General features: G+C 65.5%; 17 protein-coding genes. 5 read left to right on the top strand and 12 right to left on the bottom strand.

The features are described from left to right. Window positions 1–98: 98 nt before the first annotated feature. Window positions 99–1,430 carry an MFS transporter gene (locus LAN61_10975; protein MBZ5541027.1) on the top strand — a complete coding sequence of 444 codons (1,332 nt, stop codon included), beginning with the start codon at window positions 99–101 and terminating at the stop codon, window positions 1,428–1,430. On the opposite strand, the gene LAN61_10970 is transcribed toward LAN61_10975, so the two are convergent. From LAN61_10970 to groL, 9 genes are all read right to left on the bottom strand, one after another. Beyond that, window positions 1,427–1,657: a DUF2892 domain-containing protein gene (locus tag LAN61_10970; GenBank protein ID MBZ5541026.1), complete on the bottom strand. Its 231-nt coding sequence runs from the start codon at window positions 1,655–1,657 to the stop codon at window positions 1,427–1,429. The genes LAN61_10975 and LAN61_10970 overlap by 4 nt on opposite strands. A gap of 79 nt (window positions 1,658–1,736) precedes the next feature. After that, the gene (locus LAN61_10965; protein MBZ5541025.1) at window positions 1,737–4,955 is read right to left on the bottom strand and encodes an efflux RND transporter permease subunit; all 3,219 of its coding nucleotides are present in this window, start codon (window positions 4,953–4,955) and stop codon (window positions 1,737–1,739) included. After that, window positions 4,952–6,073 (bottom strand): efflux RND transporter periplasmic adaptor subunit, encoded by a 1,122-nt coding sequence (locus LAN61_10960; GenBank protein ID MBZ5541024.1) that lies wholly within the window; start codon window positions 6,071–6,073, stop codon window positions 4,952–4,954. The genes LAN61_10965 and LAN61_10960 overlap by 4 nt, the downstream gene beginning before the upstream one ends. After that, window positions 6,070–7,476: a TolC family protein gene (locus LAN61_10955; GenBank protein MBZ5541023.1), complete on the bottom strand. Its 1,407-nt coding sequence runs from the start codon at window positions 7,474–7,476 to the stop codon at window positions 6,070–6,072. Before LAN61_10955 ends, LAN61_10960 begins: the two co-directional genes overlap by 4 nt. A 94-nt stretch (window positions 7,477–7,570) precedes the next feature. After that, the gene (locus tag LAN61_10950) at window positions 7,571–8,041 is read right to left on the bottom strand and encodes an OsmC family protein (GenBank protein ID MBZ5541022.1); all 471 of its coding nucleotides are present in this window, start codon (window positions 8,039–8,041) and stop codon (window positions 7,571–7,573) included. Window positions 8,042–8,294: 253 nt separating this feature from the next. Beyond that, a complete protein-coding gene (locus LAN61_10945) occupies window positions 8,295–9,176 on the bottom strand; it encodes a sigma-70 family RNA polymerase sigma factor (protein MBZ5541021.1) in 882 nt (293 codons plus the stop codon). 3 nt (window positions 9,177–9,179) lie between these two features. Further along, entirely contained in the window at window positions 9,180–10,184 is a 1,005-nt protein-coding gene (locus LAN61_10940) for a dihydroorotate dehydrogenase-like protein (GenBank protein ID MBZ5541020.1), read from the bottom strand. Next, window positions 10,184–13,792, bottom strand: coding sequence for a pyruvate:ferredoxin (flavodoxin) oxidoreductase (gene nifJ / locus LAN61_10935; GenBank protein ID MBZ5541019.1), 3,609 nt, complete (start codon window positions 13,790–13,792; stop codon window positions 10,184–10,186). Before nifJ ends, LAN61_10940 begins: the two co-directional genes overlap by 1 nt. Window positions 13,793–13,906: 114 nt before the next feature. Next, window positions 13,907–15,532 carry a chaperonin GroEL gene (gene groL, locus LAN61_10930; GenBank protein ID MBZ5541018.1) on the bottom strand — a complete coding sequence of 542 codons (1,626 nt, stop codon included), beginning with the start codon at window positions 15,530–15,532 and terminating at the stop codon, window positions 13,907–13,909. Window positions 15,533–15,971: 439 nt separating this feature from the next. Here groL and LAN61_10925 point away from each other — a divergent pair, with 439 nt between their 5' ends. Further along, window positions 15,972–16,439 (top strand): nucleoside deaminase, encoded by a 468-nt coding sequence (locus LAN61_10925; protein ID MBZ5541017.1) that lies wholly within the window; start codon window positions 15,972–15,974, stop codon window positions 16,437–16,439. Window positions 16,440–16,493: 54 nt separating this feature from the next. Here the strand turns inward: LAN61_10925 and LAN61_10920 are convergent, their stop codons facing one another. From LAN61_10920 to rpsU, 3 genes are all read right to left on the bottom strand, one after another. After that, a complete protein-coding gene (locus LAN61_10920) occupies window positions 16,494–17,618 on the bottom strand; it encodes a methyltransferase domain-containing protein (GenBank protein MBZ5541016.1) in 1,125 nt (374 codons plus the stop codon). 152 nt (window positions 17,619–17,770) lie between these two features. Next, entirely contained in the window at window positions 17,771–18,073 is a 303-nt protein-coding gene (locus LAN61_10915; GenBank protein ID MBZ5541015.1) for a zinc-ribbon domain containing protein, read from the bottom strand. A gap of 207 nt (window positions 18,074–18,280) precedes the next feature. Continuing rightward, window positions 18,281–18,478, bottom strand: a complete 198-nt coding sequence (gene rpsU / locus LAN61_10910) for a 30S ribosomal protein S21 (protein ID MBZ5541014.1) — start codon at window positions 18,476–18,478, stop codon at window positions 18,281–18,283. A gap of 400 nt (window positions 18,479–18,878) precedes the next feature. Here rpsU and glgC point away from each other — a divergent pair, with 400 nt between their 5' ends. The 3 genes from glgC (at window position 18,879) to LAN61_10895 (ending at window position 22,367) form a co-directional block, all read left to right on the top strand. Then, window positions 18,879–20,108: a glucose-1-phosphate adenylyltransferase gene (glgC, locus tag LAN61_10905; protein ID MBZ5541013.1), complete on the top strand. Its 1,230-nt coding sequence runs from the start codon at window positions 18,879–18,881 to the stop codon at window positions 20,106–20,108. A 142-nt stretch (window positions 20,109–20,250) separates the two neighbouring features. After that, a complete protein-coding gene (gene eno / locus LAN61_10900; protein ID MBZ5541012.1) occupies window positions 20,251–21,567 on the top strand; it encodes a phosphopyruvate hydratase in 1,317 nt (438 codons plus the stop codon). A 107-nt stretch (window positions 21,568–21,674) separates the two neighbouring features. Then, entirely contained in the window at window positions 21,675–22,367 is a 693-nt protein-coding gene (locus LAN61_10895) for a lysoplasmalogenase (protein ID MBZ5541011.1), read from the top strand. Window positions 22,368–22,451 lie beyond the last annotated feature (84 nt).

Raw genomic sequence — 22,451 nt, 5'->3', positions numbered from 1 at the left:
CGCCAAGTCTGGCGTGGTCACCCGCGGGCCCGGCGAAGTTGGAGCCGGAGGATCGCGTCTGTCCCTGTTGGCCGGCATTTGCTATAGTCCCGCCTGCCATGATTCCGTCCGCCTCCAGTGCCGGGCCTTCTTCCGCCGCGCTCACGCGCAATCAGGTGCGCGGCTTCTGGGCCTCCTGGGGCGGCTGGACCCTCGATGGCATGGACTCCTTCATCTATGCCCTGGTGCTGGTTCCCTCGCTGCGCGACCTGCTTCCACGCTCCGGCATCGCCGCCACGAAGGGCAACATCGGGTACTACGGCGGGCTGCTTTTCGCGCTGTTTCTGATCGGCTGGGGGCTGGCTTTTCTCTGGGGTCCCATCGGAGACAAATTCGGGCGGGTGCGCACGCTGATGCTCACCATCGTGTGGTATTCGCTGTTCACCTTTTTGAGCGCGCTGGTCAGCAGCGTCTGGCAGCTTGCCGTGCTGCGGCTTCTCGCGGGCATCGGCATCGGCGGGGAATGGGCCATGGGCGGCACGTTCGTCGCGGAGGAATGGCCCGAGGAGCGCCGCCGCGCCGGCGCTGGGTACATGCACACCGGCTACTACGTCGGAATTTTTCTCGCGGCGCTGCTGAATTACGCCATCGGCAGCCGCTTCGGCTGGCGCGTCATGTTCGCCGTCGGCGGCCTGCCGGCGCTGCTCCTGGCCTGGGTGCGCCACGGCGTGGCGGAGCCGGCGCGCTGGCGGGAGAAAGTTGACCGCTTCGCGGTCACACAGATCGAGGGTGTGGTCCGCGCGCGGGCCGTCCTGCGTCCTCTGGCCGCGCTATTTTCCCGCCCGTGGCGCCGCCGCACGATCCTGAATTCGCTGTTCATGCTCGTTTCGATCTGCGGCCTGTGGGCGGGCACGGTCTACGTCCCGGCCGCGGTCACGGTGCTCGCGGAAGCCGCGGGGCGCGCCGGCCCGCAGGCGGCACAGCTGGCCTCGCGCGCCATCATGCTGGTCTCCTTCGCCACCATTCTTGGCTGCCTGGCCATGCCCTGGCTTGCCGAACGCTTTGGCCGGCGCGGCGCCCTGGCTTGGTATTTCGCGCTGATGCTGGTTTTCGTCGCGCTTACCTTCGGCAAGGTCTTCTATCTGGGCGCGCCGGCGCTTCCCTGGTTTTTCGTCTGTCTGTTCTTTCTCGGCTTGGGCGGGGCCAATTTCGCGGTCTATACGCTGTGGCTCCCGGAGCAATATCCGACGGAATGCCGCGCCAGTGCGTTCGCCTTTTCCACGTCGTTCGCGCGCTTCGGCGGTGCCGGCATCACGTTTCTGGTGGGGGCGGGAGTGCGGCACTACGGCTCGCTGGGTACTCCCGTGGCGCTCACCGCGCTGGCCTTCGCCATCGGTCTTCTCCTCGTCCCCTTCGGAGCGGAAACTCGCGGCCAGACGCTGCCCGGCTAGGCGCGAGTCGCCGCAGGAGTTTCGCGGCGTCCGCCGGCACTCTCCGGCACGCCCAGCTTGCGCAGGATGGTCATCATCGGGCACCAGTTGGTGAACGCGGACTGGAACAGGTTCAGCCCCACGAAGGCCGTGAACAGATACCAGTAGGGATGCACCCAGTAGCCGAGCGCCAGCGATGCCAGCACGAAGGCTCCCGCAATCAGCCGCAATAGACGTTCTACGTTCATGATCGTATTTCCTCCTTCTGAGAATCGTTTTTCGCCGGACAAAAACGGCGCAGGTGAAATTTCCTGCAGCGAGCCGGGATCACGCCTGCGCCCCCTTCTGGCTCAGGTAATACAGCACCGGCACGGTCATGCGCGAGAGCAGCGTCGAGGCTACCTCTCCGGCCATTAGGGAGATCGCCAGCCCCTGAAAGATGGGGTCGAAGAGGATCACGCTTGCGCCGACCACCACCGCCGCCGCCGTCAGCAGCATCGGGCGGAAACGCACCGCGCCGGCGTCCACCACCGCCTGCTCCAGGGGCATCCCGTGCGCGCGGCGCAGCTCGATGAAGTCCACCAGGATGATGGAATTGCGCACGATGATCCCGGCGCCGGCGATGAATCCGATCATGCTGGTCGCCGTAAAAAACGCCCCCAGCAGCGCGTGCGCCGGCAAAATGCCCACCAGCGTCAGCGGAATGGGCGCCATGATCACCAGCGGTGTCTTGAAAGACCCAAACCATCCCACCACCAGCACGTAGATCAGCACCAGAACCGCGGCGAACGCCAGCCCCAGGTCGCGGAACACTTCATAGGTGATGTGCCATTCGCCGTCCCATTTCATCGCGTAGCGGTTGGGGTTCGGCGGCTGCGTGGCCGTGTAGCGTTCCACGCGGTATCCCTCCGGCAGCTGGATCTTCTCGATGGCCTGGTTCATCGCCAGGATCGCGTACACCGGGCTCTCTTCCGCCCCGGCCACGTCGCCGATGATGTACACCACATCGCGCAGGTTCTTGCGGTACAGGCTGCGGTCGATGGTGGTCTTCCTGCGATGCGTGACGTCGCGCAGCGCCACCATCCGCCCGTCTGCTCCCGCCACACGCAGATCCTCCAGCGCCTCGATGCTCGAGCGGTCTCCGCGGCTGAGGCGCACTTCGATGGGCACATCCTCGCGGGACTTCGCATCATGCAGCAGCCCCGCCTCTTCGCCGCTCAGCGCGATGTGCAGCGTTTGCGCCACGACCGCCGAAGAGACGCCGTGCAGCGCCGCCTTGTCCAGGTCTGTCTCCAGCTCGTACTTCGTCTGCGGGTCCTCCACCATCCAGTCCACGTCCACCACGCCCGGCGATTGCTCGAAGATCTTCTTGATCTGCGCCGCGAGCTGCAAGCGCCGCTGCGGGTCCGGTCCGTACACTTCCGCCACCAGCGTGGAAAGCACCGGGGGGCCCGGCGGCACCTCCGCCACCTTGATGCGCGCCCCGAACGGCGCCGCGATTTGCACCAGCTTGGGCCGCACGCGCCGCGCGATCTCGTGGCTCTGCGCGCTGCGTTCGCTCCGCGGCAGCAAGTTCACTTGCAGGTCCGCCTGGTTTGCTCCCTGGCGCAAAAAATAGTGCCGTACCAGCCCGTTGAAGTTGTACGGCCCGGAAGTGCCGGCGTAGATCTGGTAGTTGACCACCTCGGGCTCTCTGGCGAGAGACGTTCCCAGCGCTTGCGCCACACGCGTGGTCTGCTCCAGCGTTGTGCCGTCCGGCATGTCCACGATCACCTGGAATTCGTTCTTGTTGTCGAAGGGCAGCATCTTCACGCGCACCCACTTCAGCGGGAAGAAGGCCACCGCCGCCAGCAGCAGCACCACTACGCCGCCGAGAAACGCCCAGCGCCGCCGCGGATTCGCGATCAGCGGGTTCATCAGCCGCCGGTAAAGCCGCGTCGTCCAGCCCTCTTTCTCATGCTGCGCCTCCGCCGGCTCGCCGGAGTGGCGCAGCAGCCGCAACGCCGCCCACGGCGACACCACGAACGCCACCAGCAGCGAAAACAGCATTGCCGCCGAAGCCCCCACGGGAATCGGCCGCATGTACGGCCCCATCAGCCCGCGCACAAAGGCCATGGGCAGAATCGCGGCGATCACCGCGAAGGTCGCCAGGATCGTGGGGTTGCCGACCTCATTGACCGCCTCCACGGCTACGTCCGGGAGCGGCCGTCCGGCGTTCTCCGGCAGCCGGAAATGGCGCACCATGTTCTCCACCACCACGATGGCGTCGTCCACCAGGATGCCGATGGAAAAAATCAGCGCGAAGAGCGTGACGCGGTTCAGGGTGTAGCCGAAGAAGTAGAAAATCGCCAGGGTCAGCGCCAGCGTGACCGGCACCGCCAGCAGCACTACCCCGGACTCGCGGAACCCCAGCACCAGCGCGATCAGCAGGGTTACCGAAAGGGTCGCGAGGAACAGGTGCTTCAGCAACTCGTCCGATTTATCCTTGGCCGTTTCGCCGTAATTGCGCGTCACGCTGACCTGCAGGTCCGCCGGCAGCAGCGTGCCGCGCAGCGCTTGCACCTTGGCCAGGGCCTCGGCGGAGATGACCGTGGCGTTCGTGCCGCGGCGCTTGGCTACGGTGATGGTTACCGCGGGGAATTCGCCCGCCACCGCGCTTTTCGCAGCCCCCGCTCCGTTGCCGTAGAGCGCGTACTGCGTGGCTTCGGCAGGACCGTCCTCGATGCGCGCCGCCACGTCTCGCAGATAGACGGGCCGTCCGCCGCTCACGCCCACCACCACCTGCTTCAGCTCTTCCACGGTGGCGAGAAACTTTCCCGCATCCACTTCGATCTGCTGGTTGCCCTGCGCGAAGCTTCCGCTGCGCTGCCGGCTGTTGGCCGCCCCGAGCTGGTTCACGACGGTTTCCGGCGTCAGCCCGTGCGCCGCCAGGCGCTGCGTATCCAGCACCACGCGCACCTGCCGCGCCTGCCCGCCCAGGATCTTTGTTTCCGAGACGTTCTCGATCTGTTTGAGCGCATGTTCCAGCTCGCCCGCCACCTGCCGCAAACGGTACCCGTCGTAGTGCTCGCCCCACAGCGTCAGCGCGAGTATCGGCACGTCGTCGATCGAGCGCACCTTGATCAGCGGCGGCGAAGCCCCCGGCGGGATGCGGTCGAAATTCGCATACAGCTTGTTGTATGTCCGGACAATCGCGTCTTCTTCTTTTTCCCCGACGTAGAAACGCACGATCACCAGGCTCTGCCCCGGCCGGCTGATCGAATAGACGTATTCGACACCCGGCAGATCGCGCAGCAGCTTTTCCATCGGAATGCTCGCGCGTTCCTGCACTTCCGCCGGGGACGCTCCCGGCATCTGCACGAACACGTCCAGCATGGGCACAACGATCTGCGGCTCTTCTTCCCGCGGCGTCAGCAGCAACCCGAGCGCTCCCGCCAGCAGCGCTCCGATGACGATGAGCGGCGTCAGCTTGGACTGCAGGAAGGCGCGGGCGATGCCCCCGGCCAGGCCCAGCCCATGCCGCCCGGTCGTGCCTGCATCCGTCATCGCGCCACCTCGATGCGCTTGCCCGCCAGCTCCTGCTGGCCCGGATGCGCGGCCACGCGCTCGCCCTCCGCCAGCCCGGAGAGCACTTCCTTCTGCTCCGCGCCGGCGGCTACCGCGGTCACGTAGCGCAGCGCGGCGATTCCATCCGCGCCGATCACGTACACGGCCTGCAACTGGCCGCGCTCCACGATGGCCGCGGCAGGCAGCACGATCGCGCTGCGCTTCCCGCGCGCGATCAGGGCCCGCCCGAAAAGTCCCGAGTGCAGCCGCGCATCCGCCGGCAGCGTTACCTTCACCGTGAACGTGCGGCTCCGCGGGTCCGCCGCGGGCACGATCTCGCTCACCCTGCCGGCGAGCGGCGCCGCCCCCAGCGCATCGAGCACCACCGGAACTTTCTGCCCCGCGCGCACCAGCTGTATCTCGGTCTCCCCGACCGTGGCCTCCAGCCGGAAGCCCCGTGTATCTTCCAGGACGAAGAGCGGTGTGCCGGGCGCTGCCAGCGTGCCGGCATCCGCACGCTTCGCCGTCACCACGCCGTCGAAGGGCGCGCGCAGGAGGGAGTGCTCCAGCGCGATCTGCGCCTCGCGCAGCATGGCCCGCGCCTGTGCCGCGCCTGCCTGGGCCTGTTCGCTCCGCGCCGCGGCCGCCTCGCGCCGCGCCTTGAACTCGTCGAACTCCTGGGCGCTCAGCGATTTCTTTTCGTACAGCGTCTGATAGCGCCGCAGCGTCGCCGCGGCCAGCTGGTCGTCCACCTCCGCCAGCTTGGCCTGCTGTTCCGCGGCTGCCAGCGCGGCCTGCGCGCTGGCCAGACTGGCGCGCGGCTGCGCGTCGTCCAGCACCGCCAGGACCTGCCCCTTCTTGACGCGCGTGCCTTCCTGCGCGCGAATCTGCGTGATCGTGCCGCTGATCTGGCTGGAAATCGTGCTGCTCTGCGCCGCCTGCACCGTGCCCACGGCCTCCAGCACATCGCTGACCGGGACCGCCTGCACCGCGATCAGGGCCACACCGCGCAGCGTCTCCGGCGCGGCGGCCCGCGGTTTTTCCGCCGGCCCGCAGCCCGCGAGCCACAGGAAAGGCCCCGCCAGGGAGAGCAGCAACACCTTCTTTGCGTCCGTCATGGTTTCACCACCGGAGAATTTGTGTTCAGCCGTCCCGTCGCCAGCTCCAGATCGGCGTAACTCGTCCGCAACTGGTAGACCACCTGCCAGTAGCTTGTTTCCGTGTGCCGCGCCGCGTCTTCCACCGCCAGCAGATCCGGCAGCGTGGTCAGCCCGGCCTCATAGCGGTTCTGCTGGATGCGCAGGCTTTCCTGCGCCTGCGCCACGCTCGCGCGCGCTACCTCCAACTGCTGCCGCGCCGTTTCCACGCCGTAGTACGCTCGGCGCACCTCCAGGCGCACCGCGTTCCGCGCCGCTTCTTCGAGCTGCCCGAGCCGTTCCGCCACCGCGCGCTCCCGCGCCAGCTCCGCTCGCTTCGCTCCACCGTCGAAAAGGTCCATATGCAGGTCGAAGCCCGCGGTCCAGTTGTTTCCGCCGTGGCCCGCCAGGGTGATGTTGTCCTGCTCCCAGGAGGCCATTGCCGTGAGCCGCGGCCCGAACGCCGATTTCGCCGCTGCGACGCTCTTCTCCTGTGCCGCTTTCTCGCTGCCGATGCGCTTCAGGTCCGGCCGCCCGGCCACCGCGCGCTGTTCCAGTTCCGGCAGGGTATCCAGGGGAAGCGGACGCTCGGCCAGCACATCGTCGTTCAGCCGGGAGACGGAATCCGCGGGCACGCCCATGCTCGTTGCCAGCGCCGCCAGCAGCAGCGCGACGTCGTTGCGCGCCCGGATCAGCTCCTGCTGCCGCTCGCGGAGATGCACCTCCGCGCTGAGCACATCCGAATCCACCGCCAGGCCGGTCTCGCGCCGCGCCTGGGCGCGCTCGAAGATCGCCTGCGCCGCCGCCACGCTTTTTTCCGCCACGGCCCGCTGCTTCTGCGCCAGCAGCACGTCGTAGTACGCGCCCACCACCCTGCGCACCAGCTCCTGGTCCGTCCGCTGCAGCTGCTGTGCCGCGGCCTCGCGGTGCAGCGAGGCTCCCTGCATCTCGCGCTGCGTGCGGAAGGAGTCGAAGAGGTTCCAGCCGCCGGCGAACCGCGTTGTGAAGAGGCCCACCGGCGTTGGCGTATTCAGCTGTCCGAGACTGAAATCCGCCGCGGTGAAGCGCCGCTCGCGCAGCTTGGTCCCGAAGACGAAGACCGGATCATTGCTGCGAAAGCCCGATTCGGAAAAGTGCACCTGGGGGAAAAGCCCGGAGCGTGCTTCGCGTACTCCCGCCGCCGCCGCGCGTTCTTCGGCCAGCGCCGCCTTGTGCTCCGGATTTTTTTCCAGCGCGATCTGTACGGCATCCGCGAGCGCCAGCGGCGCGCCCGCTTGGGGGGCCGTTTGTGCGCAAACCCTGCCGGCTCCCGGGAAAACTCCGCCCAACCCTGCCGCCAGCAGGAAAACCGCTACTTGGCGCAAGCGATCCATCACCACAGACATTCTTCTCCCTCCACGCAGGTTGACCGCTTTGCGGTCACGCGTACAAAAGGCGCGCTCTCCTGCCGCAAATCGGTCCCGCATATCCCGGCTGGGTTCAATGCCCCACAGGCACTGCGGCTGCTTCCGTGGCCCCGTGCACCCCGGCCTCTTCGGCGACGATCTCGTAGTCGCTCGTGAACTTGGCGGTCTTCTGCACCATCACTCCTACGGAACAGTACTTCTCTTCGGAGAGCCGGATGGCTTCTTCCACGGCGCGCTTTTCCACCGCGTGCCCCTTCACCACGTGGTGAATGCGCACCCGCGTGAAGACCTGCGGCGGCGCATCCGCCTGGTCCGCCTCCACCCGCACCTCGTAGCCGGTCACGTCCTGGCGCTTTTTGCGCAGGATGTTGATGACGTCAAACGCCGTGCACCCCGCCAGGGCCACGGCCAGCAGTTCGATGGGCTTTGCGCCCGTTCCTCCCTGGGCGTCATCCAGAATGAAATGATGCCCGCTGCCGGTCCCGGCCACGAACTGCCGTCCGCCGTGCGTCGGCTGGGTCAGTATTACTTTGGCTTCGATCATGGGTCCTCCTCGTCGGACGATTGCCCGTTACAAGAGAAATGCACTTGGCGGGCATTTGTTACAGAAACTTTGGGGCCTGGAGATACGCAGCGCATGGAACTGCCGCCACAGTAGCACTCCGGCCGTAACCCATTACAGGGAAAGCACTTAGCATAAGGAAGGGAAACTGCGATTACGACCGGTCAACTTTAAACTACGGCCATCTCCTCTTTCTTCCGCGCCTCTCTACACGTCGACCGCTTCGCGGTCACGCTTATCCAACCTCCGAGGCCATCGCCTCTGGCTTGCGGGTGGGCCGCGTTTTCGGCGTGGCTCCTCCGCGCAGGTCGAGTTCGCCGGCCTGCCGGCACTGCTGCACCGTCGCGCGCAGGCTGGAGAGGAAAGCCTCGCACGGGGCGCAGCCGGACATATGCTTCTCGAGTTCTTCGCAGGTTCCGCGGTCGATTTCGCCATCGAGATAGTCGCTGAGCCGCGCAAAGATTCTCCGGCAGCGCTCCGACGGCCGGAACTCTCCGCCGGGCTGCGCCGGCCGCCGCGCCGCCTCCCGCCGGCTGCGCCGCGCCGCGGGGGCTTTCGTCAGCTCCTTGCGCAGGAAGAGCCGCGCGCGGTGCAGCCGCACACGCACTGTGCCTTCGCGCAGCCCGGTCACTTGCGCGACCTCCGCGCTCGAGAGCTCTTCGATGTCGTGCAGCACCAGGATCAGCCGGTAGGCCGGAGGCATGCGCAGCACCGCCGCGCGCAGCCGCTCCGCCCGCTCGCTGTTCAGGGTGGCCGCCTCCGGCGTCGCTCCTTTGTGCTGCAGCAGCCGTTCCAATTCGGCGCGCTCCGGCAGCAGCGCGTCCAGCGCCAGTTCGCGCACCGGAGCAAACTTGCTCTTCCGCCGCCGCATCAGGCACTGATTCCGCGCGACCTTGTAGAGCCACACGCCCAGCGCCTGGGGATTCGCGAAGCGCGGCAGGTAGGGAATGGACTTCAGCAGCACTTCCTGCGAGGTGTCCTCGGCGTCCTCGCGATGCCCGCACACGCGCATGCTGAACGAATACACGGTGTCCCGCAGTAGCGCCAGCGCCTCGTTGGTCGCCGCCGCGTCTCCTTTTTTCAACAGCTCGACCGCCTTCAGCACCTCGGCGCGCACGGTTTAGCGCAACCGCAGTGCGTAAGAACTCAGCACTTTCATGTAGTTCCCGCGCTGAAACGCCGCCGGATCCGGCACCGCGCGGTGGCTCATGCTCCCCAGCATCTGCCGCATCGATTCGTATTCGTGCTCTTCCAGCCAGTGTTCCAGGTCCTGGCGCACGCGGTGGATGAAACGCACCCCGTTTTCCAGGGGCGCCGAGGCCATCATGGCCACGCTGGCTCCCGCCATCACGCACTTCACCACGTCCAGCGCGCTGTGCACCCCTCCGGTCACCGCCAGATTCCCCTTGATGTGCCCGTAGATGATGGCCACCCAGTGCAGGCGCGGCAGCAGCTCCTCGGGATGACTCAGATGCAGCCGCGGCACCACCTCCAGCCCCTCGATATCGAAATCCGGCTGGTAGAAGCGGTTGAACAGCACCAGCGCGTCGGCGCCCGCGCGGTCCAGCCGCTTCGCCATGTGCGTCATCGAGCTGAAGTACGGTGAAAGCTTCACCGCCACCGGAATGCGCACGCTGGTTTTGACCTGGTGCACCAGCTCGCAGCAGTCTTCCTCGACGTCTGCGCCGCTGCGCAGCGGATCCGTGGCGATGTTGTAAATGTTCAGCTCCAGGGCGTCCGCGCCCGCCTGCTCGATGTGCTTGGCGTAGCGCACCCAGCCGCTCGGCGTCACTCCGTTAAGGCTGGCTATCACCGGGATGGCCACGCTGTGCTTGGCGCGCCGGATCAACTCCAGGTAACCGTCCGGCCCGGTGTTGTACGTCGAGAGGTCCGGCAGGTACGTGGTGGCCTCGGCGAACTCTTCCGCGCCGCGCCACAGATCCTCGTCCAGCGCCGCGCTCTCCAGCGTCAGTTGCTCTTCAAACAGCGAAGGCAGCACCACCGCCGCGATGCCCATGTCCTCCAGCCGCCGGATGTTGTCCACCGATTCGGTCAGTGGAGAAGACGAAGCTACCAGCGGGTTCTTCAGCAGCAGGCCCAGGTACTGTGCGCTGAGGTCAACCATTATTCTTCTCCTTCCTTACCGCCGGCCGGCACGGTGGTTTGGGCTTCCCCTGCTGCGGGGCTCTTTTCCCCCGGCCGGGGGGGCATCTGCAGCGCCGCGCGGTTCGAATACACCCGCCAGCGGCGTTCCACGTCCTCCTGGGCCATCTGCAGGAGTTCCGCCGCGGCTTCCGGGTTACTTCGCGCCAGCATCGTATAGCGCGCTTCCTGGTAGGCATACTGCTTCAGGGGGATGCTCGGCGCTTTGGAATCCAGCTGGAACGGATTGCGGCCTTCCGCCCGCAGCCCCGGGTTGTAGCGGATCAGTGGCCAGTAGCCGGAGAGCACCGCCGCCTTCTGTTGGTTGATTCCGAACATCATGTCGTAGCCATGCGCGATGCAGTGGCTGTAGGCGATGATCAGCGACGGTCCGGGGTGCGCCTCCGCCTCCAGGAACGCCTTCACCGTGTGCGTGTCCCCGCCGCCCATGGCCACCCGCGCTACGTATACGTTGCCGTAGCTGATGGCCTCCATAGCCAGGTCTTTCTTGGCCGTCTGCTTGCCGCCGGCGGCAAATTTCGCCACCGCCCCGCGCGGCGTGGCCTTGGACATCTGCCCGCCGGTGTTCGAATACACTTCCGTGTCCAGCACCAGCATGTTCACGTTCATTCCCGTGCCCAGCACGTGGTCCAGACCGCCGGCGCCGATGTCGTAGGCCCAGCCGTCTCCGCCCACGATCCACACGCTCTTGCGCAGCAGGGTGTCCGCCACCGCCAGCAGGTCGCGCACCTCCGCGTTCTCTTTGCCCGCCAGCCGCCGCCGCATGGCGGCCACCCGCTCGCGCTGTTCCGCGATGCCTTCCTCGCGGCTCTGGTCCGCGTTCAGAATCCGGCGCGCCAGATCCTCCCCGATCTCCCCGGTCAGCTTTTTCACCAGGTGCCGGGCGTATTCCGCCTGGTGGTCCACCGCCAGGCGCATCCCCAGACCGAATTCGGCGTTGTCCTCGAACAGCGAATTGGACCACGCCGGCCCGCGCCCCTGCAGGTTCGTGGTGTACGGCGTGGTCGGCAGGTTCCCGCCGTAGATGGAGCTGCAGCCCGTGGCGTTGGCGATGAGCAGCCGGTCGCCGAAAAGCTGCGTCATCAGCTTGATGTACGGCGTCTCGCCGCACCCCGCGCAGGCCCCGGAGAATTCGAACAGCGGCTCGAGCAGTTGCACGTCCTTCACCTGCCCCAGGGACAGCCGTTCCCGCGACAGCTCCGGCAGCGCCAGGAAAAACTCCCAGTTCTTGCTTTCCGGCTCGCGCAGCGGCGCCTGCGGCGCCATGTTGATCGCCTTATACTTCGCCATGCTCTTGCTCTTCGCCGGGCACACCTCCACGCACAGCGCGCAGCCCGTGCAGTCCTCCGGCGCCACCTGCAGCGTGTAGCGCAGCGTTTCGAATTCCCGCCAGCGCGGCTTGGCCGTCTTGAAGCCCTCCGGTGCGTTCGCCAGCTGGCTGCTGTCGTAGACCTTCGCGCGAATCACCGCATGCGGGCAGACCAGCACGCACTTGCCGCACTGGATGCACAGTACTTCGTCCCACACGGGAATTTCTTGCGCAATGTTGCGCTTCTCCCATTTCGCCGTGCCCGTCGGGAACGTGCCGTCGGGCGGCAGCGCGCTCACCGGCAGTTCGTCGCCCAGCCCCGCCACGATCTCTCCCAGCACGCCGCGCACGAACGCCGGCGCGCGCTCCGGCACCGGCGGCAGCACGTCGAAGTGCGCCGTGATCTTGTCCGGCACTTTCACTTCGAACAGGTGCGCCAGCGTGCGGTCCACCGCCGCATAGTTTTTCTGCAGCACCGCCTCGCCGCGCTTTCCGTAAGTGTGCTCGATCGCGCCCTTGATCGCCTTCACGGCCTCTTCCCGGGGCAGAATCCCGCTGATGGCGAAGAAGCAGGTCTGCATAATGATATTGATCCGCCGGCCCATGCCCGCTTCGCGCGCCACTTTGTACGCGTCGATCACGAACAGCCGCAGCTTTTTCTTCAGGATCTGCTCCTGCATCGTGCGCGGAAGCTGGTCCCACACCGCTTCCGCCCCGAACGGCGCGTTCAGCAGGAAAATCGCTCCGTTCTCCGCGCGCGAAAGCACGTCCATGCGCTCGAGAAACTGAAATTGGTGGCAGCCGATGAAGCTGGCCCGCTCGATCAGGTACGCCGAGCGGATGGGGTCGGGCCCGAAACGCAGGTGCGAGACGGTGACCGAGCCCGCCTTCTTCGAATCGTAGACGAAGTAGCCCTGCGCGTGGTTCGGCGTCTCTTCGCCGATGATCTTGATGGAATTCTTGTTCGCGCCCACGGTGCCGTCCGACCCTAGTCCGTAGAACAGCGCGCGCACCGTCTTGGCCCCCTCGGTCACGAACGCCGGGTCGTAGGCCAGGCTGGTGTGCGTCACGTCGTCCTGGATGCCCACCGTGAAATGGTTCTGCGGAGCGTCCTTCTTCAGTTCGTCGAAAACGGCTTTGGCCATCGCCGGTGTGAACTCCTTCGACGACAACCCGTAACGCCCGCCGATCACCCGTGCCGTTCGCCAGGTCTCCACCAGCCCCGTCACGATGTCCAGATAGAGCGGCTCGCCGATGCTTCCGGGCTCTTTGGTGCGGTCCAGCACGGCGAGGCTGTGCACCGTCTTGGGCAGCGCCGCGGAAAATGCGTGCAGGTCGAACGGCCGGTACAGGCGCACCTTCAGCATGCCCACCTTCTCCCCGCGGGCCGCCAGCCACTCGACCGTCTCTTCCACGGCGCCCGCTGCCGAGCCCATCACCACCACCACGCGCTCCGCGTCCGCCGCGCCCACATAGTCGAAGAGGTGATAGTGCCGCCCCGTCTGGCGCCCGAAGCGGTCCATCACGTCCTGCACGATCGCCGGGCACGCCCGGTAGTAGGCGTTCCCGGCCTCCCGCGCCTGGAAGAATACGTCGGGGTTCTGCGCCGTTCCGCGCAGCACTGGGCGGTCCGGGCTCAAGGCGCGCTCGCGGTGCAGCCGCACGTGCTCCCCGCTGAGAACCGCGCCGAGGTCCGCGTCGGAAAGCGGATGGATCTTGTTCAGTTCGTGCGAGGTGCGGAAGCCGTCGAAGAAATGCAGGAACGGAATGCGCGCCTCGAGCGTGGCCGCGTGCGCCACCAGGGCTAAATCCGTGGCCTCCTGCACGGAATTCGACGCCAGCAGCGCGAAGCCGGTCTGCCGCACCGCCATCACGTCGCTGTGGTCGCCGAAGATGGACAGGGCGTGCGTGGCCACGGCGCGCGCCGCCACGTGGATCACCGCCGGTGTCAGCTCTCCGGCGATCTTGTACATGTTGGGGATCATCAGCAGCAGGCCCTGCGACGAGGTGAACGTGGTCCCCAGCGCCCCGGCCTGCAGCGCGCCATGCAGCGCGCCCGCCGCGCCGCCTTCGCTCTGCATCTCCACCACCTGCGGCACCGCTCCCCACAGGTTGGCCTTGCCTTCTTCCTTCCACTGGTCCGCCAGCTCGCCCATCGGCGACGAAGGCGTGATCGGATAGATCGCGATCACCTCGCTCAGGCGGTATGCAACCGAGGCAGCGGCCTCGTTTCCATCCAGAATGACCATCGGCTTTGCCATCCCTGTCTCCAGTGATGCAGTGGTTTGCATGCGAATGCAGAACAAATTTCGGCGCGTTCGAGGGGTGCCATTGGGAGAGACCGCAACATAAGGAATTCCCGGGCCCCTAGAGTACTACATTGCCGCCAATTCCCGCGCCCCTTCGCGCTCCGCCGCCTTTTCCGGGACCTCCGTGAGCGTCGCTTCCGTGAGCAGCAGAACGCTGGCCACGGACACCGCATTCTCCAGCGCCACGCGCAGCACTTTCGTCGGGTCGATGATTCCCGCTTCCACCAGGTCCGTGTACACGCCGCGGGCGGCATCGAAGCCGTAATTGCCTTGTCCCGTGCGCATGTGATCCACCACCACCCCGCCGTCCACCGAAGAATTTTCCGCGATCTGGCGCGTGGGCGCTTCCAGGGCGCGTTTCAGGATCACGATCCCCGTGCGCTCGTCGCCGGTGCAAGCCTGTTCCTCCTGCGCCAGGGTCTCGATCAGCCGCAGCAGGGCCAGCCCTCCCCCGGGCACGATGCCTTCAGCCACTGCGGCTTTGGTCGCGTTGATGGCGTCTTCGAACGCCTCTTTCCGGCTCTTCAGCTCGGCTTCGGAGGCCGCGCCCACGCGGATCACGGCCACGCCTCCGGCGAGTTTCGCCAGGCGTTCCTCGAGCTTTTCCTTGTCGTAGGTGGAAGTGGCGGCTTCGATCTGCTTGCGGATCTCCCGGCAGCGTCCCTCGATGGTCTCTCGCGTGCCCGCGCCGCTCACGATGGTCGTCCGCTCGCGGTCCACGACCACGCGTTTCGCGCGGCCCAGTCCCTCGAGGGTGACATCTTCCATGCGCATTCCCAGCTCTTCGGAGAATTCCTGGCCGGCCGTCAGAACCGCGATGTCCTGCAGCATCTCCTTGCGCCGGTCGCCGAATCCTGGGGCTTTGACCGCCGCCGACGCCAGCGCTCCGCGCACCTTGTTCACCACCAGCGTGGCCAGCGCTTCGCCTTCCACGTCTTCCGCGATCACCAGCAGTTGCCGCCCCGCCTTGGAAACCTGCTCCAGCAGCGGCAGCAGGTCCTTGAGGCTGCTGATTTTCCGGTCGCTGATCAGCACCAGCGGCTCTTCGAGCACCGCCTCCATCTTTTCCGCGTCGGTGATGAAATACGGAGAGAGGTAGCCGCGGTCGAACTGCATGCCCTCGACCACTTCGACCACGGTTTCCGTCGTCTTGGCCTCTTCCACGGTGATGGCCCCTTCCGGCCCCACCTTTTCGATGGCGTCCGCTACCATGGCGCCCATCGCGGCGTCGTTATGCGCCGAGATGGTGGCCACCTGCTCCTTCTCGCGGCGGCTCGTGAGCGGCCGCGAGAGCTGTTTTAAAGCCTGAATCCCCGCGCGCAGCCCGCGCTCGAGTCCGCGTTTCAGTTCCACCGCGCTGGCCCCCGCCGCGATGTTGTGCAGCCCCTCGGCGAAAATGGCGTGCGCCAGGATCGCCGACGTGCTCGTGCCGTCACCCACGGTCTCTCCCGTCCGCTCCGCCGCTTCGCGGATCATCTGCGCTCCCATGTTCTCTTCCGGATTTTCGAGAACGATCTCCTTGGCGATGGTCACACCGTCATTGCACACCAGGGGCCGCCCCCATTTTTTTTCGATCAGCACGCATTTCGATTTGGGTCCGAGCGTCACACGGATGGCGTCGGTGAGCGACGTGGCCCCGCGCAGAATCTTTTCCCGTGCTTCGGAACGGAACAGCAGTTGTTTGTGAGGCATGATTCACCCCTTTTTGCACCATGCTGAGAAGACTCAGGTGGGCGCTGTTTCGTGCGCGTATGGGCTTGTGCTGCGGCCCGGCGCACACACCGCCGCGAATCCTCCCCTATGGAGATCTGAGCACGGGTTATGCCGATTGGGATGGCTGTAATCTATTGAGGACAGAGAACTTACGGCTGCAGCTGGGCTGGCCGCGTTCCATTTTGCGCTAATTTCCCCATCCGCCTGCGCCAATACTCACCCCGCGCAGACCTCCCCACGCCACGCCCTTCCTGTCTTTCTCGCCCGGGATCCTCGCACGCCCCGTAGCCACTCCCTGCGCACTCGCCGGGACGCCTCGATTGCGCGGTCTCTGAAAAAAGGGCACTCTGGGGAGGGTAAATCGTCGACCACTTTGCAGTCGCGCAAGATGTCTACCGCTTTGCGGTCGCTCAATCGAATGTCTGCCGAATTCATGCGCCGCGCCATCGCTCTGGCCATCGACAACGTCCGCGTCCACGGCGGCGGCCCCTTTGCCGCGCTGGTCGTCCAGGAGGGCCGCATCCTGGCCGAAGGCGCCAACCGCGTCACCGCCACCAACGACCCCACGGCCCACGCCGAAATCGTGGCCATCCGCGCAGCCTGCCGCGCCCTCGGCGATTTCCAGCTCACCGGCTGCGATCTCTACACCACCTGCGAGCCCTGTCCCATGTGCCTCGGTGCCATCTACTGGGCCCGCCCCGCGCGCATCTTTTACGCCGGCACCGCGGAGGACGCCGCCGCTGCCGGCTTCGACGACGCCTTCATCTACGACGAGCTCAGACACCCGCGCGCCCAGCGCCACCTGCCCATGACCCAGCTTCTCCGCGACGAGGCCCTCGCCATCTTCTCCGCGTGGCGCGAGCTCTCCTCCAAAAAACCCTATTGAATCTTCAAGACACTCTGTAGCCGCCCTCTTCCGAGGGCGGTCTTTTCTCCTCCGCTACTCCGCCTTCTCCGACACCAGCACGCTTTGCGGCATCTCCGGAATGGCATGCAGCACCGAACGCCCGAATCCCGCGTTGCGGAACATCCGTTCCAGCTCGCTCGCCGTGTACGCGTCCCCGGAATCCGTCGAAGCCAGCATCACCAGGCTGAACGCCGCCGCCGTCGCCGGCGTCACCCAGTCTTCGTTAGGAATGAATTCCAGGGTCACCGCGCGCCCGCCCGGTCGCAGCGCCGCGTGCACCCGCCGCAGGACTTTCTCGCAGGTTGCGGGATCGAAGTGGTGCAGGAAATTCGTCAGTAGTGCGATGTCGTAGCCTTCGCCCAGTTCCGTCTCGAACGCGCTTCCCGGCCGCGCCTCGTAGCGTTTCGCCACCCCCGCCGCGCGCGCAGATTCCTGCGCCACTTCCAGCACCGGAGCCCAGTCCACCGCTGTAATCCGCGCCTGCGGATTCTGCTGCGCCAGTGTGATCCCGTACATCCCGTGTCCCGCGGCGATGTCCAGCACCTTCCAGGGCTTGCCCTCTTTCGCTCCCAGCAGTTGCGCGAGGAACGCCGCGTTCAGCCTGGTGATCGGCTTCATCGAGCGCGCGAACGCCACCCAGAAATCGGCCTGGGGCTTGGTGTTGTCTCCATCCGGCAAGGCTGAGCCGCCCTTGCGCACCGCTTCGGTCAGCTTTCCGAAAGCGCGGGTAAACTCCTCGCGCCCCATGAATCCGATGAGCGGCGCCATGCTCGCCGGCGAGCGCCGGTCCAGGAACAGCGCGCTTTCCGGAGTGAGCGCGTAGCGTTTTCCGCTCTTTGTCAGAAAACCCAAAATCGTCAAATGGTCGCAGAGGATGCGCGCTCCGCGCTCCGCCGCTCCGATCTTGGCCGCCAGCGTGGCCGCCTGGTCCGCGCCTTCGCCGATCGTTGTGAACACGTCCAGCTCGATCGCCGTTTTCAGCGCGGCGGTGTTCTGATACGCGTGCAGGATGTTGAAAATGCGTTCCGGAGTAGGCCGCTGGGGCGGGGAAGTGAGAGACACGGAAGAAAGCTCCTTTTCGAGGCGGATGAACCTCTCTATCTTAGCGCAGCGCCACGTGGGACGCGGTGCCAGGTGGTGGCACACCCGCAGCGTCATGGCGCTTCACGTCGCGGGAGACGGAATTCAGGAGCGGATATGTTGACCGCTTGGCGGTCACGCCTAAATAGGCTGCGCCCGGCGGGGAAGAGAACTCCTCCGGGGCCGCGCGCCGCCCAGGTTCGGTCAGATGGCTTTTCGACAGGCTCGCTTCAGTTCGGCGAAGCACCCATGGTGCGCCGCTGCTGGAAGCATTCCCGGCAGAAGACCGGGCGCCCCTGCGTGGGACGGAAGGGCACGGTTGTTTCCTTGCCGCACTGCGAGCAGTTGGTTTTCGTTTCGGCGCGGGACGTCCCGGAGTTTCCGGAACCCTCGGTGCGTTTTGCCTTGCAGGTTTTGCAGCGTTTGGGTTCGTTCTTGAAGCCCTTATCGGCGAAAAACATCTGTTCGCCGGCGGTAAATACGAACTCCGAACTGCAGTCGGAACACTTCAGGACCTTATCGTGATACTCCATTGGCTGTGCCCCCCATGACCCCGTTCCGGCAGGGATCCGGCAGGCTTCACGCGCGCTTCCCGTCTACGAGGGGGCCGGACCGCCACTGCCGGTCGCGGCTCCCTCTGGGCCAGCGGGCGCGAAGCCTGCTGCAAATCCCCTGCGATCACTCCCAGATAGGGCCTACATCACGAAGGCGCAGCGCTCAGCAGCGGGCCAAGCAGGAGGTTAGTCCTGCTCGCGCCGCTGCTTCTTGCGCAGTCGCTTTCGCGAAAGCGCTTCCTTGGCCCGGCGTTTTTCACCGGGCTTCATGTAGAAGCTGTGCTTCTTGATTTCCTTGATGATGTCTTCCTGTTGCACCTTGCGCTTGAAGCGGCGCAGGGCATTTTCCAGGGATTCTGTTTCCTGGATGATTACTTCGGCCACTGTACATTCACCCCCAATCCGTTCCGGATTGGTTTCTCTTGGACTGGCGGATACCGGCTTCCAACGCCGTACCGCATCCCAACAGTATCGCACGAGTTGACCGCTTCGCGGTCACCCATACAGCTGACCGCTTTGCGGTCACGCCTACAGATGACTGGCATCTTCTAATCAATCCGGGCATATGAAGTCAAGTAATCTTTGCGGGAGGGGGGTACCTCCGCAAGTACTCCCCAAATGATAGTGACGGATCAGGCAGGTGTCCGGCCTGGCCCCGGCGCGCCGCCACCGCCCGGCCGTGTTCCCTTTGCCCCGCCTAAAACCCGGTGTGCGCCTCTTGTGCATGCTGGTAGAATTGCCTTGCTTCAGGAACCGCGCACCACAGGGGCCTCCCATGACCGATATGCGCGATGCGATTGGCGTGCTCCTCGCTGGAGGACAGGGCGAGCGGCTTTGGCCGCTGACGCGCGACCGCGCCAAGCCCGCCGTGCCCTTCGGCGGGGTCTACCGCATCATCGACATCACCCTCTCCAACTGCCTCAACAGCGATCTCCGCCGCGTCTTCGTCCTCACCCAGTACAAGGCCCTCAGCCTCAACCGCCACGTGCGCCGTGGCTGGTCTTCCCTGGCCGGCCTGGGCGATTATTTCGAAGTTCTTCCCCCGCAGATGCGTGTCTCCCAGCACTGGTATCAGGGCACCGCCGACGCCGTCTACCAGAACATCTATTCCATCGGCAGCGAGCGCTCTAGGTTCGTCTTCATCCTCTCCGGCGACCACATCTACAAGATGAACTACCGCAAGATGCTCGAGCAGCACGTCGATTCCGGCGCCGACGTCACCGTGGCCACCCTCGAGATCGCCCCCGAGGAGGCCGCCGGGCGTTTCGGCGTCATCGAGACCGACGAAAACTGGCGCATCACCGGCTTCCAGGAGAAGCCCGCGCTGCCCAAGCCCTCGCGCCACAATCCCGAAAAGTGCAACGGCTCGATGGGCGTGTACATCTTCAATACCCAGCTGCTCATCCCCATCCTCCTCGCCGATGCCGAGGATCCCCGCTCCAGCCACGATTTCGGCAAGGACATTCTCCCGCGCATCATCAACAAGCACCGCGTCTTCGCCTACAATTTCGAGGACGAGAACCGCCAGATCTCGCAATACTGGCGCGATGTCGGCACCATCGACGCCTATTTCGAAGCCAACCTGGACCTCGTCTCCGTTTCCCCGGTTTTCAATCTCTACGACAAAGAGTGGCCCCTGCGCACCTGGCAGCAGCAGTATCCGCCCGCGAAATTTGTCTTTGCCGATCCCGACCGCATGGGCGCCGCCCTCGATTCCATCGTCGCCGGGGGTTCGGTCATCTCCGGCGGCCGGGTCGTGCAATGCGTCCTCGGCTACGACGTGCGCATCAACAGCTACTCCGAGATCTCGCGTTCCATCATCTATAACCATGTCTCCATCGGCCGCCATTCCCACGTGCGCAATGCCATCATCGACCGCCACGTGACCCTCCCCGAGAACACCGAAATCGGCTTTGACCTCGAAGCCGACCGGCGCCGCTTCCACGTCACCGACTCCGGCATCGTCGTCGTTGTCCGCCAGGAATCGCTCATCGAAGAGCCCGAATCCGCCTAGTCTCCAGGGGCATGTAGCGGCGGGCGGAATTGATCCCCGCGCAGTAAGGAGCCCGCAGCTTTTTCTGCTTTCAACTTTCAACTTTCAACTTTTCAACTTCTGCTAAAATCCTTGCTTCGCCACTACCCAGGAGCCCACGCCCATGTCCACCAAGATCGCTCGCGTCCACGCCCGCCAGATCCTCGACTCCCGCGGCAATCCCACCGTCGAGGCCGAAGTCACCCTCAGCGGCGGAGCGTTGGGCCGCGCTGCCGTGCCCTCCGGCGCCTCCACCGGTGAACACGAAGCCCTCGAGTTGCGCGACGCTGACAAATCCCGCTACCTCGGCAAGGGCGTCCTCAAGGCCGTCTACCACGCCAACTCCGAGATCGCCCGCGCCGTCGCCGGCCTGGACGCCGCCGAGCAGCGCGCCCTCGATCAAAAAATGATCGCCCTCGACGGCACCCCCGCCAAAAGCCGCCTCGGCGCCAACGCCGTCCTCGCCGTCTCCATGGCCGCCGCGCGGGCCGCCGCTGCCGCGCTCCGCCAGCCGCTTTACAAATATCTTTCCCGCTACTCCACCGACACCTCCGCCAATCTCCTCCCCGTGCCCATGATGAACATCCTCAATGGCGGCGCGCACGCCGATAATTCCGTGGACTTCCAGGAGTTCATGGTCATGCCCATCGGCGCGCCCAGTTTTTCCGAAGCCCTGCGCTGGGGCGTCGAGGTCTTCCATGCCCTGAAGGCCGCGCTGAAGAAGCGCGGCTACTCCACCGCCGTCGGCGACGAAGGCGGCTTCGCCCCCAACTGCAAATCCAACGAGGAAGCGATCCAGATCGTGCTGGAAGCCATCGCCGCCGCCGGCTACGCCCCCGGCGCGCAGGTCGCCATCGCCCTGGACCCCGCCGCCAGCGAGTTCTACGACAACAGCAACGGCAAATACGTCTTCAAGAAATCGGACAAGTCCATGCACTCCTCCGACGCCCTGGCCTCCTACTGGACCACTTGGATGGAAAAATATCCCATCGTCTCCATCGAAGACGGCATGGCCGAAGACGACTGGCCCGGTTGGAAGACGCTGACGCAGAGCATCGGCAGCAAGACCTCCAAGAAGAACATCCAGCTCGTCGGCGATGACATCTTTGTCACCAACACCACGCGCCTCGCGCGCGGCATTCAGGAAGGCATCGCCAACGCCATCCTCATCAAGCTCAACCAGATCGGCACCGTCACCGAAACCATCGAGGCCATCGAAATGGCCCGCAAGGCCGGCTACCGCTCCATCATTTCCCATCGCTCCGGCGAAACCGAAGACACCTTCATCGCCGATCTCGCCGTGGCCACCGCCGCCGGCCAGATCAAGACCGGCTCCGCCTCGCGCACCGACCGCATCGCCAAATACAACCAGCTCCTGCGGATCGAAGAGGAACTGGGTTCCGCGGCGCGCTTCCCCGGCCGGGCGATCTTCGCCGCTTAGCAGTTCGGGAAGGACCGGGCCGTTCTCCATACCAGAAGAGAACGGCCTTCTTGTTTTTGGCGGGTGTATAGTTCTGCGCGGGTGACCCGGCTGCTCGAGGAGTCTTCATGACCGGTGCCTACTGGAAAGTTGCTGGAATCCTCTTTGCGGGCGCGGTGATTGCCGCCATCGCCGGACAGCTTGCGGGAGTTCCGTGGCTGGTTTTCATCTTTAAACCTCTGGCAACGATTTTTCTGACGGGCCTTGCTCTTGCAAACTGGCTCGCGCGCCGTGAGCGTTACGCGTTTTGGCTGACCATCGGGATGCTCTTTTCCCTCCTGGGCGATGTGCTCTTGCTGTGGCCCGAGCGCTACTTTCTTCCTGGCTTGGCGGCTTTTCTCTTCACGCACATTGCTTATCTGCTGGCCCTGACCCGCGACGCAAAATTTCCTGCCCATGCGCTTGTGTGGCTTCTCTATCTCGCGGCGGGCGCCGGTTTGTGCGCCATCCTCTGGCCCCGGCTGGCGGCTCCGCTTCGCTTTCCCGTCGCCATCTATGCGCTTTTTGTGGCCACCATGGCCGCACAGGCCATGGGACGTTTTCTCGTCCTGCGCACGCCTGCGGCGCGTCTCGCCGCCCTCGGTGCTTTTCTTTTCCTGCTCTCGGATGCGCTTCTTTCTTTCGACCGCTTTTACGCGCCCCTGGCCTTCTCCCCGCTCTTCATTCTCGGCACCTATTACCTGGGACAGTGGCTCATCGTCGCCGGCCAGATCAAAATCGACTCCACCGCCCGCTTCCCCGGCCAAGCCGCCCTCCAGTAGGAGCTAATTTCAACCCAGCGTCTTTCCTGCTCCGTTCTTCGCAGGGCCGCCGCACTCCTGGTCAATATTTCCGGCCTTGCGCCG

The organism is Terriglobia bacterium (assembly GCA_020072785.1).
Lineage (GTDB): Bacteria > Acidobacteriota > Terriglobia > Acidiferrales > UBA7541 > Acidiferrum.
The sequence above is the reverse complement of the archived record's forward strand: the minus strand, read 5'-3'. Positions and strand labels throughout refer to the sequence as shown.

What these genes read in the sequence shown, in the direction of transcription:
- LAN61_10955 (MBZ5541023.1), bottom strand. Translation starts at nt 7,476, where the DNA reads ATGTCTGTGGTGATGGATCGCTTGCGCCAAGTAGCGGTTTTCCTGCTG.
- LAN61_10920 (MBZ5541016.1), bottom strand. Translation starts at nt 17,618, where the DNA reads ATGACGCTGCGGGTGTGCCACCACCTGGCACCGCGTCCCACGTGGCGC.
- groL (MBZ5541018.1), bottom strand. Translation starts at nt 15,532, where the DNA reads ATGCCTCACAAACAACTGCTGTTCCGTTCCGAAGCACGGGAAAAGATT.
- LAN61_10970 (MBZ5541026.1), bottom strand. Translation starts at nt 1,657, where the DNA reads ATGAACGTAGAACGTCTATTGCGGCTGATTGCGGGAGCCTTCGTGCTG.
- LAN61_10975 (MBZ5541027.1), top strand. Translation starts at nt 99, where the DNA reads ATGATTCCGTCCGCCTCCAGTGCCGGGCCTTCTTCCGCCGCGCTCACG.
- LAN61_10965 (MBZ5541025.1), bottom strand. Translation starts at nt 4,955, where the DNA reads ATGACGGATGCAGGCACGACCGGGCGGCATGGGCTGGGCCTGGCCGGG.
- nifJ (MBZ5541019.1), bottom strand. Translation starts at nt 13,792, where the DNA reads ATGGCAAAGCCGATGGTCATTCTGGATGGAAACGAGGCCGCTGCCTCG.
- LAN61_10915 (MBZ5541015.1), bottom strand. Translation starts at nt 18,073, where the DNA reads ATGGAGTATCACGATAAGGTCCTGAAGTGTTCCGACTGCAGTTCGGAG.
- LAN61_10925 (MBZ5541017.1), top strand. Translation starts at nt 15,972, where the DNA reads ATGTCTGCCGAATTCATGCGCCGCGCCATCGCTCTGGCCATCGACAAC.
- glgC (MBZ5541013.1), top strand. Translation starts at nt 18,879, where the DNA reads ATGCGCGATGCGATTGGCGTGCTCCTCGCTGGAGGACAGGGCGAGCGG.
- LAN61_10950 (MBZ5541022.1), bottom strand. Translation starts at nt 8,041, where the DNA reads ATGATCGAAGCCAAAGTAATACTGACCCAGCCGACGCACGGCGGACGG.
- LAN61_10940 (MBZ5541020.1), bottom strand. Translation starts at nt 10,184, where the DNA reads ATGGTTGACCTCAGCGCACAGTACCTGGGCCTGCTGCTGAAGAACCCG.
- eno (MBZ5541012.1), top strand. Translation starts at nt 20,251, where the DNA reads ATGTCCACCAAGATCGCTCGCGTCCACGCCCGCCAGATCCTCGACTCC.
- LAN61_10895 (MBZ5541011.1), top strand. Translation starts at nt 21,675, where the DNA reads ATGACCGGTGCCTACTGGAAAGTTGCTGGAATCCTCTTTGCGGGCGCG.
- LAN61_10960 (MBZ5541024.1), bottom strand. Translation starts at nt 6,073, where the DNA reads ATGACGGACGCAAAGAAGGTGTTGCTGCTCTCCCTGGCGGGGCCTTTC.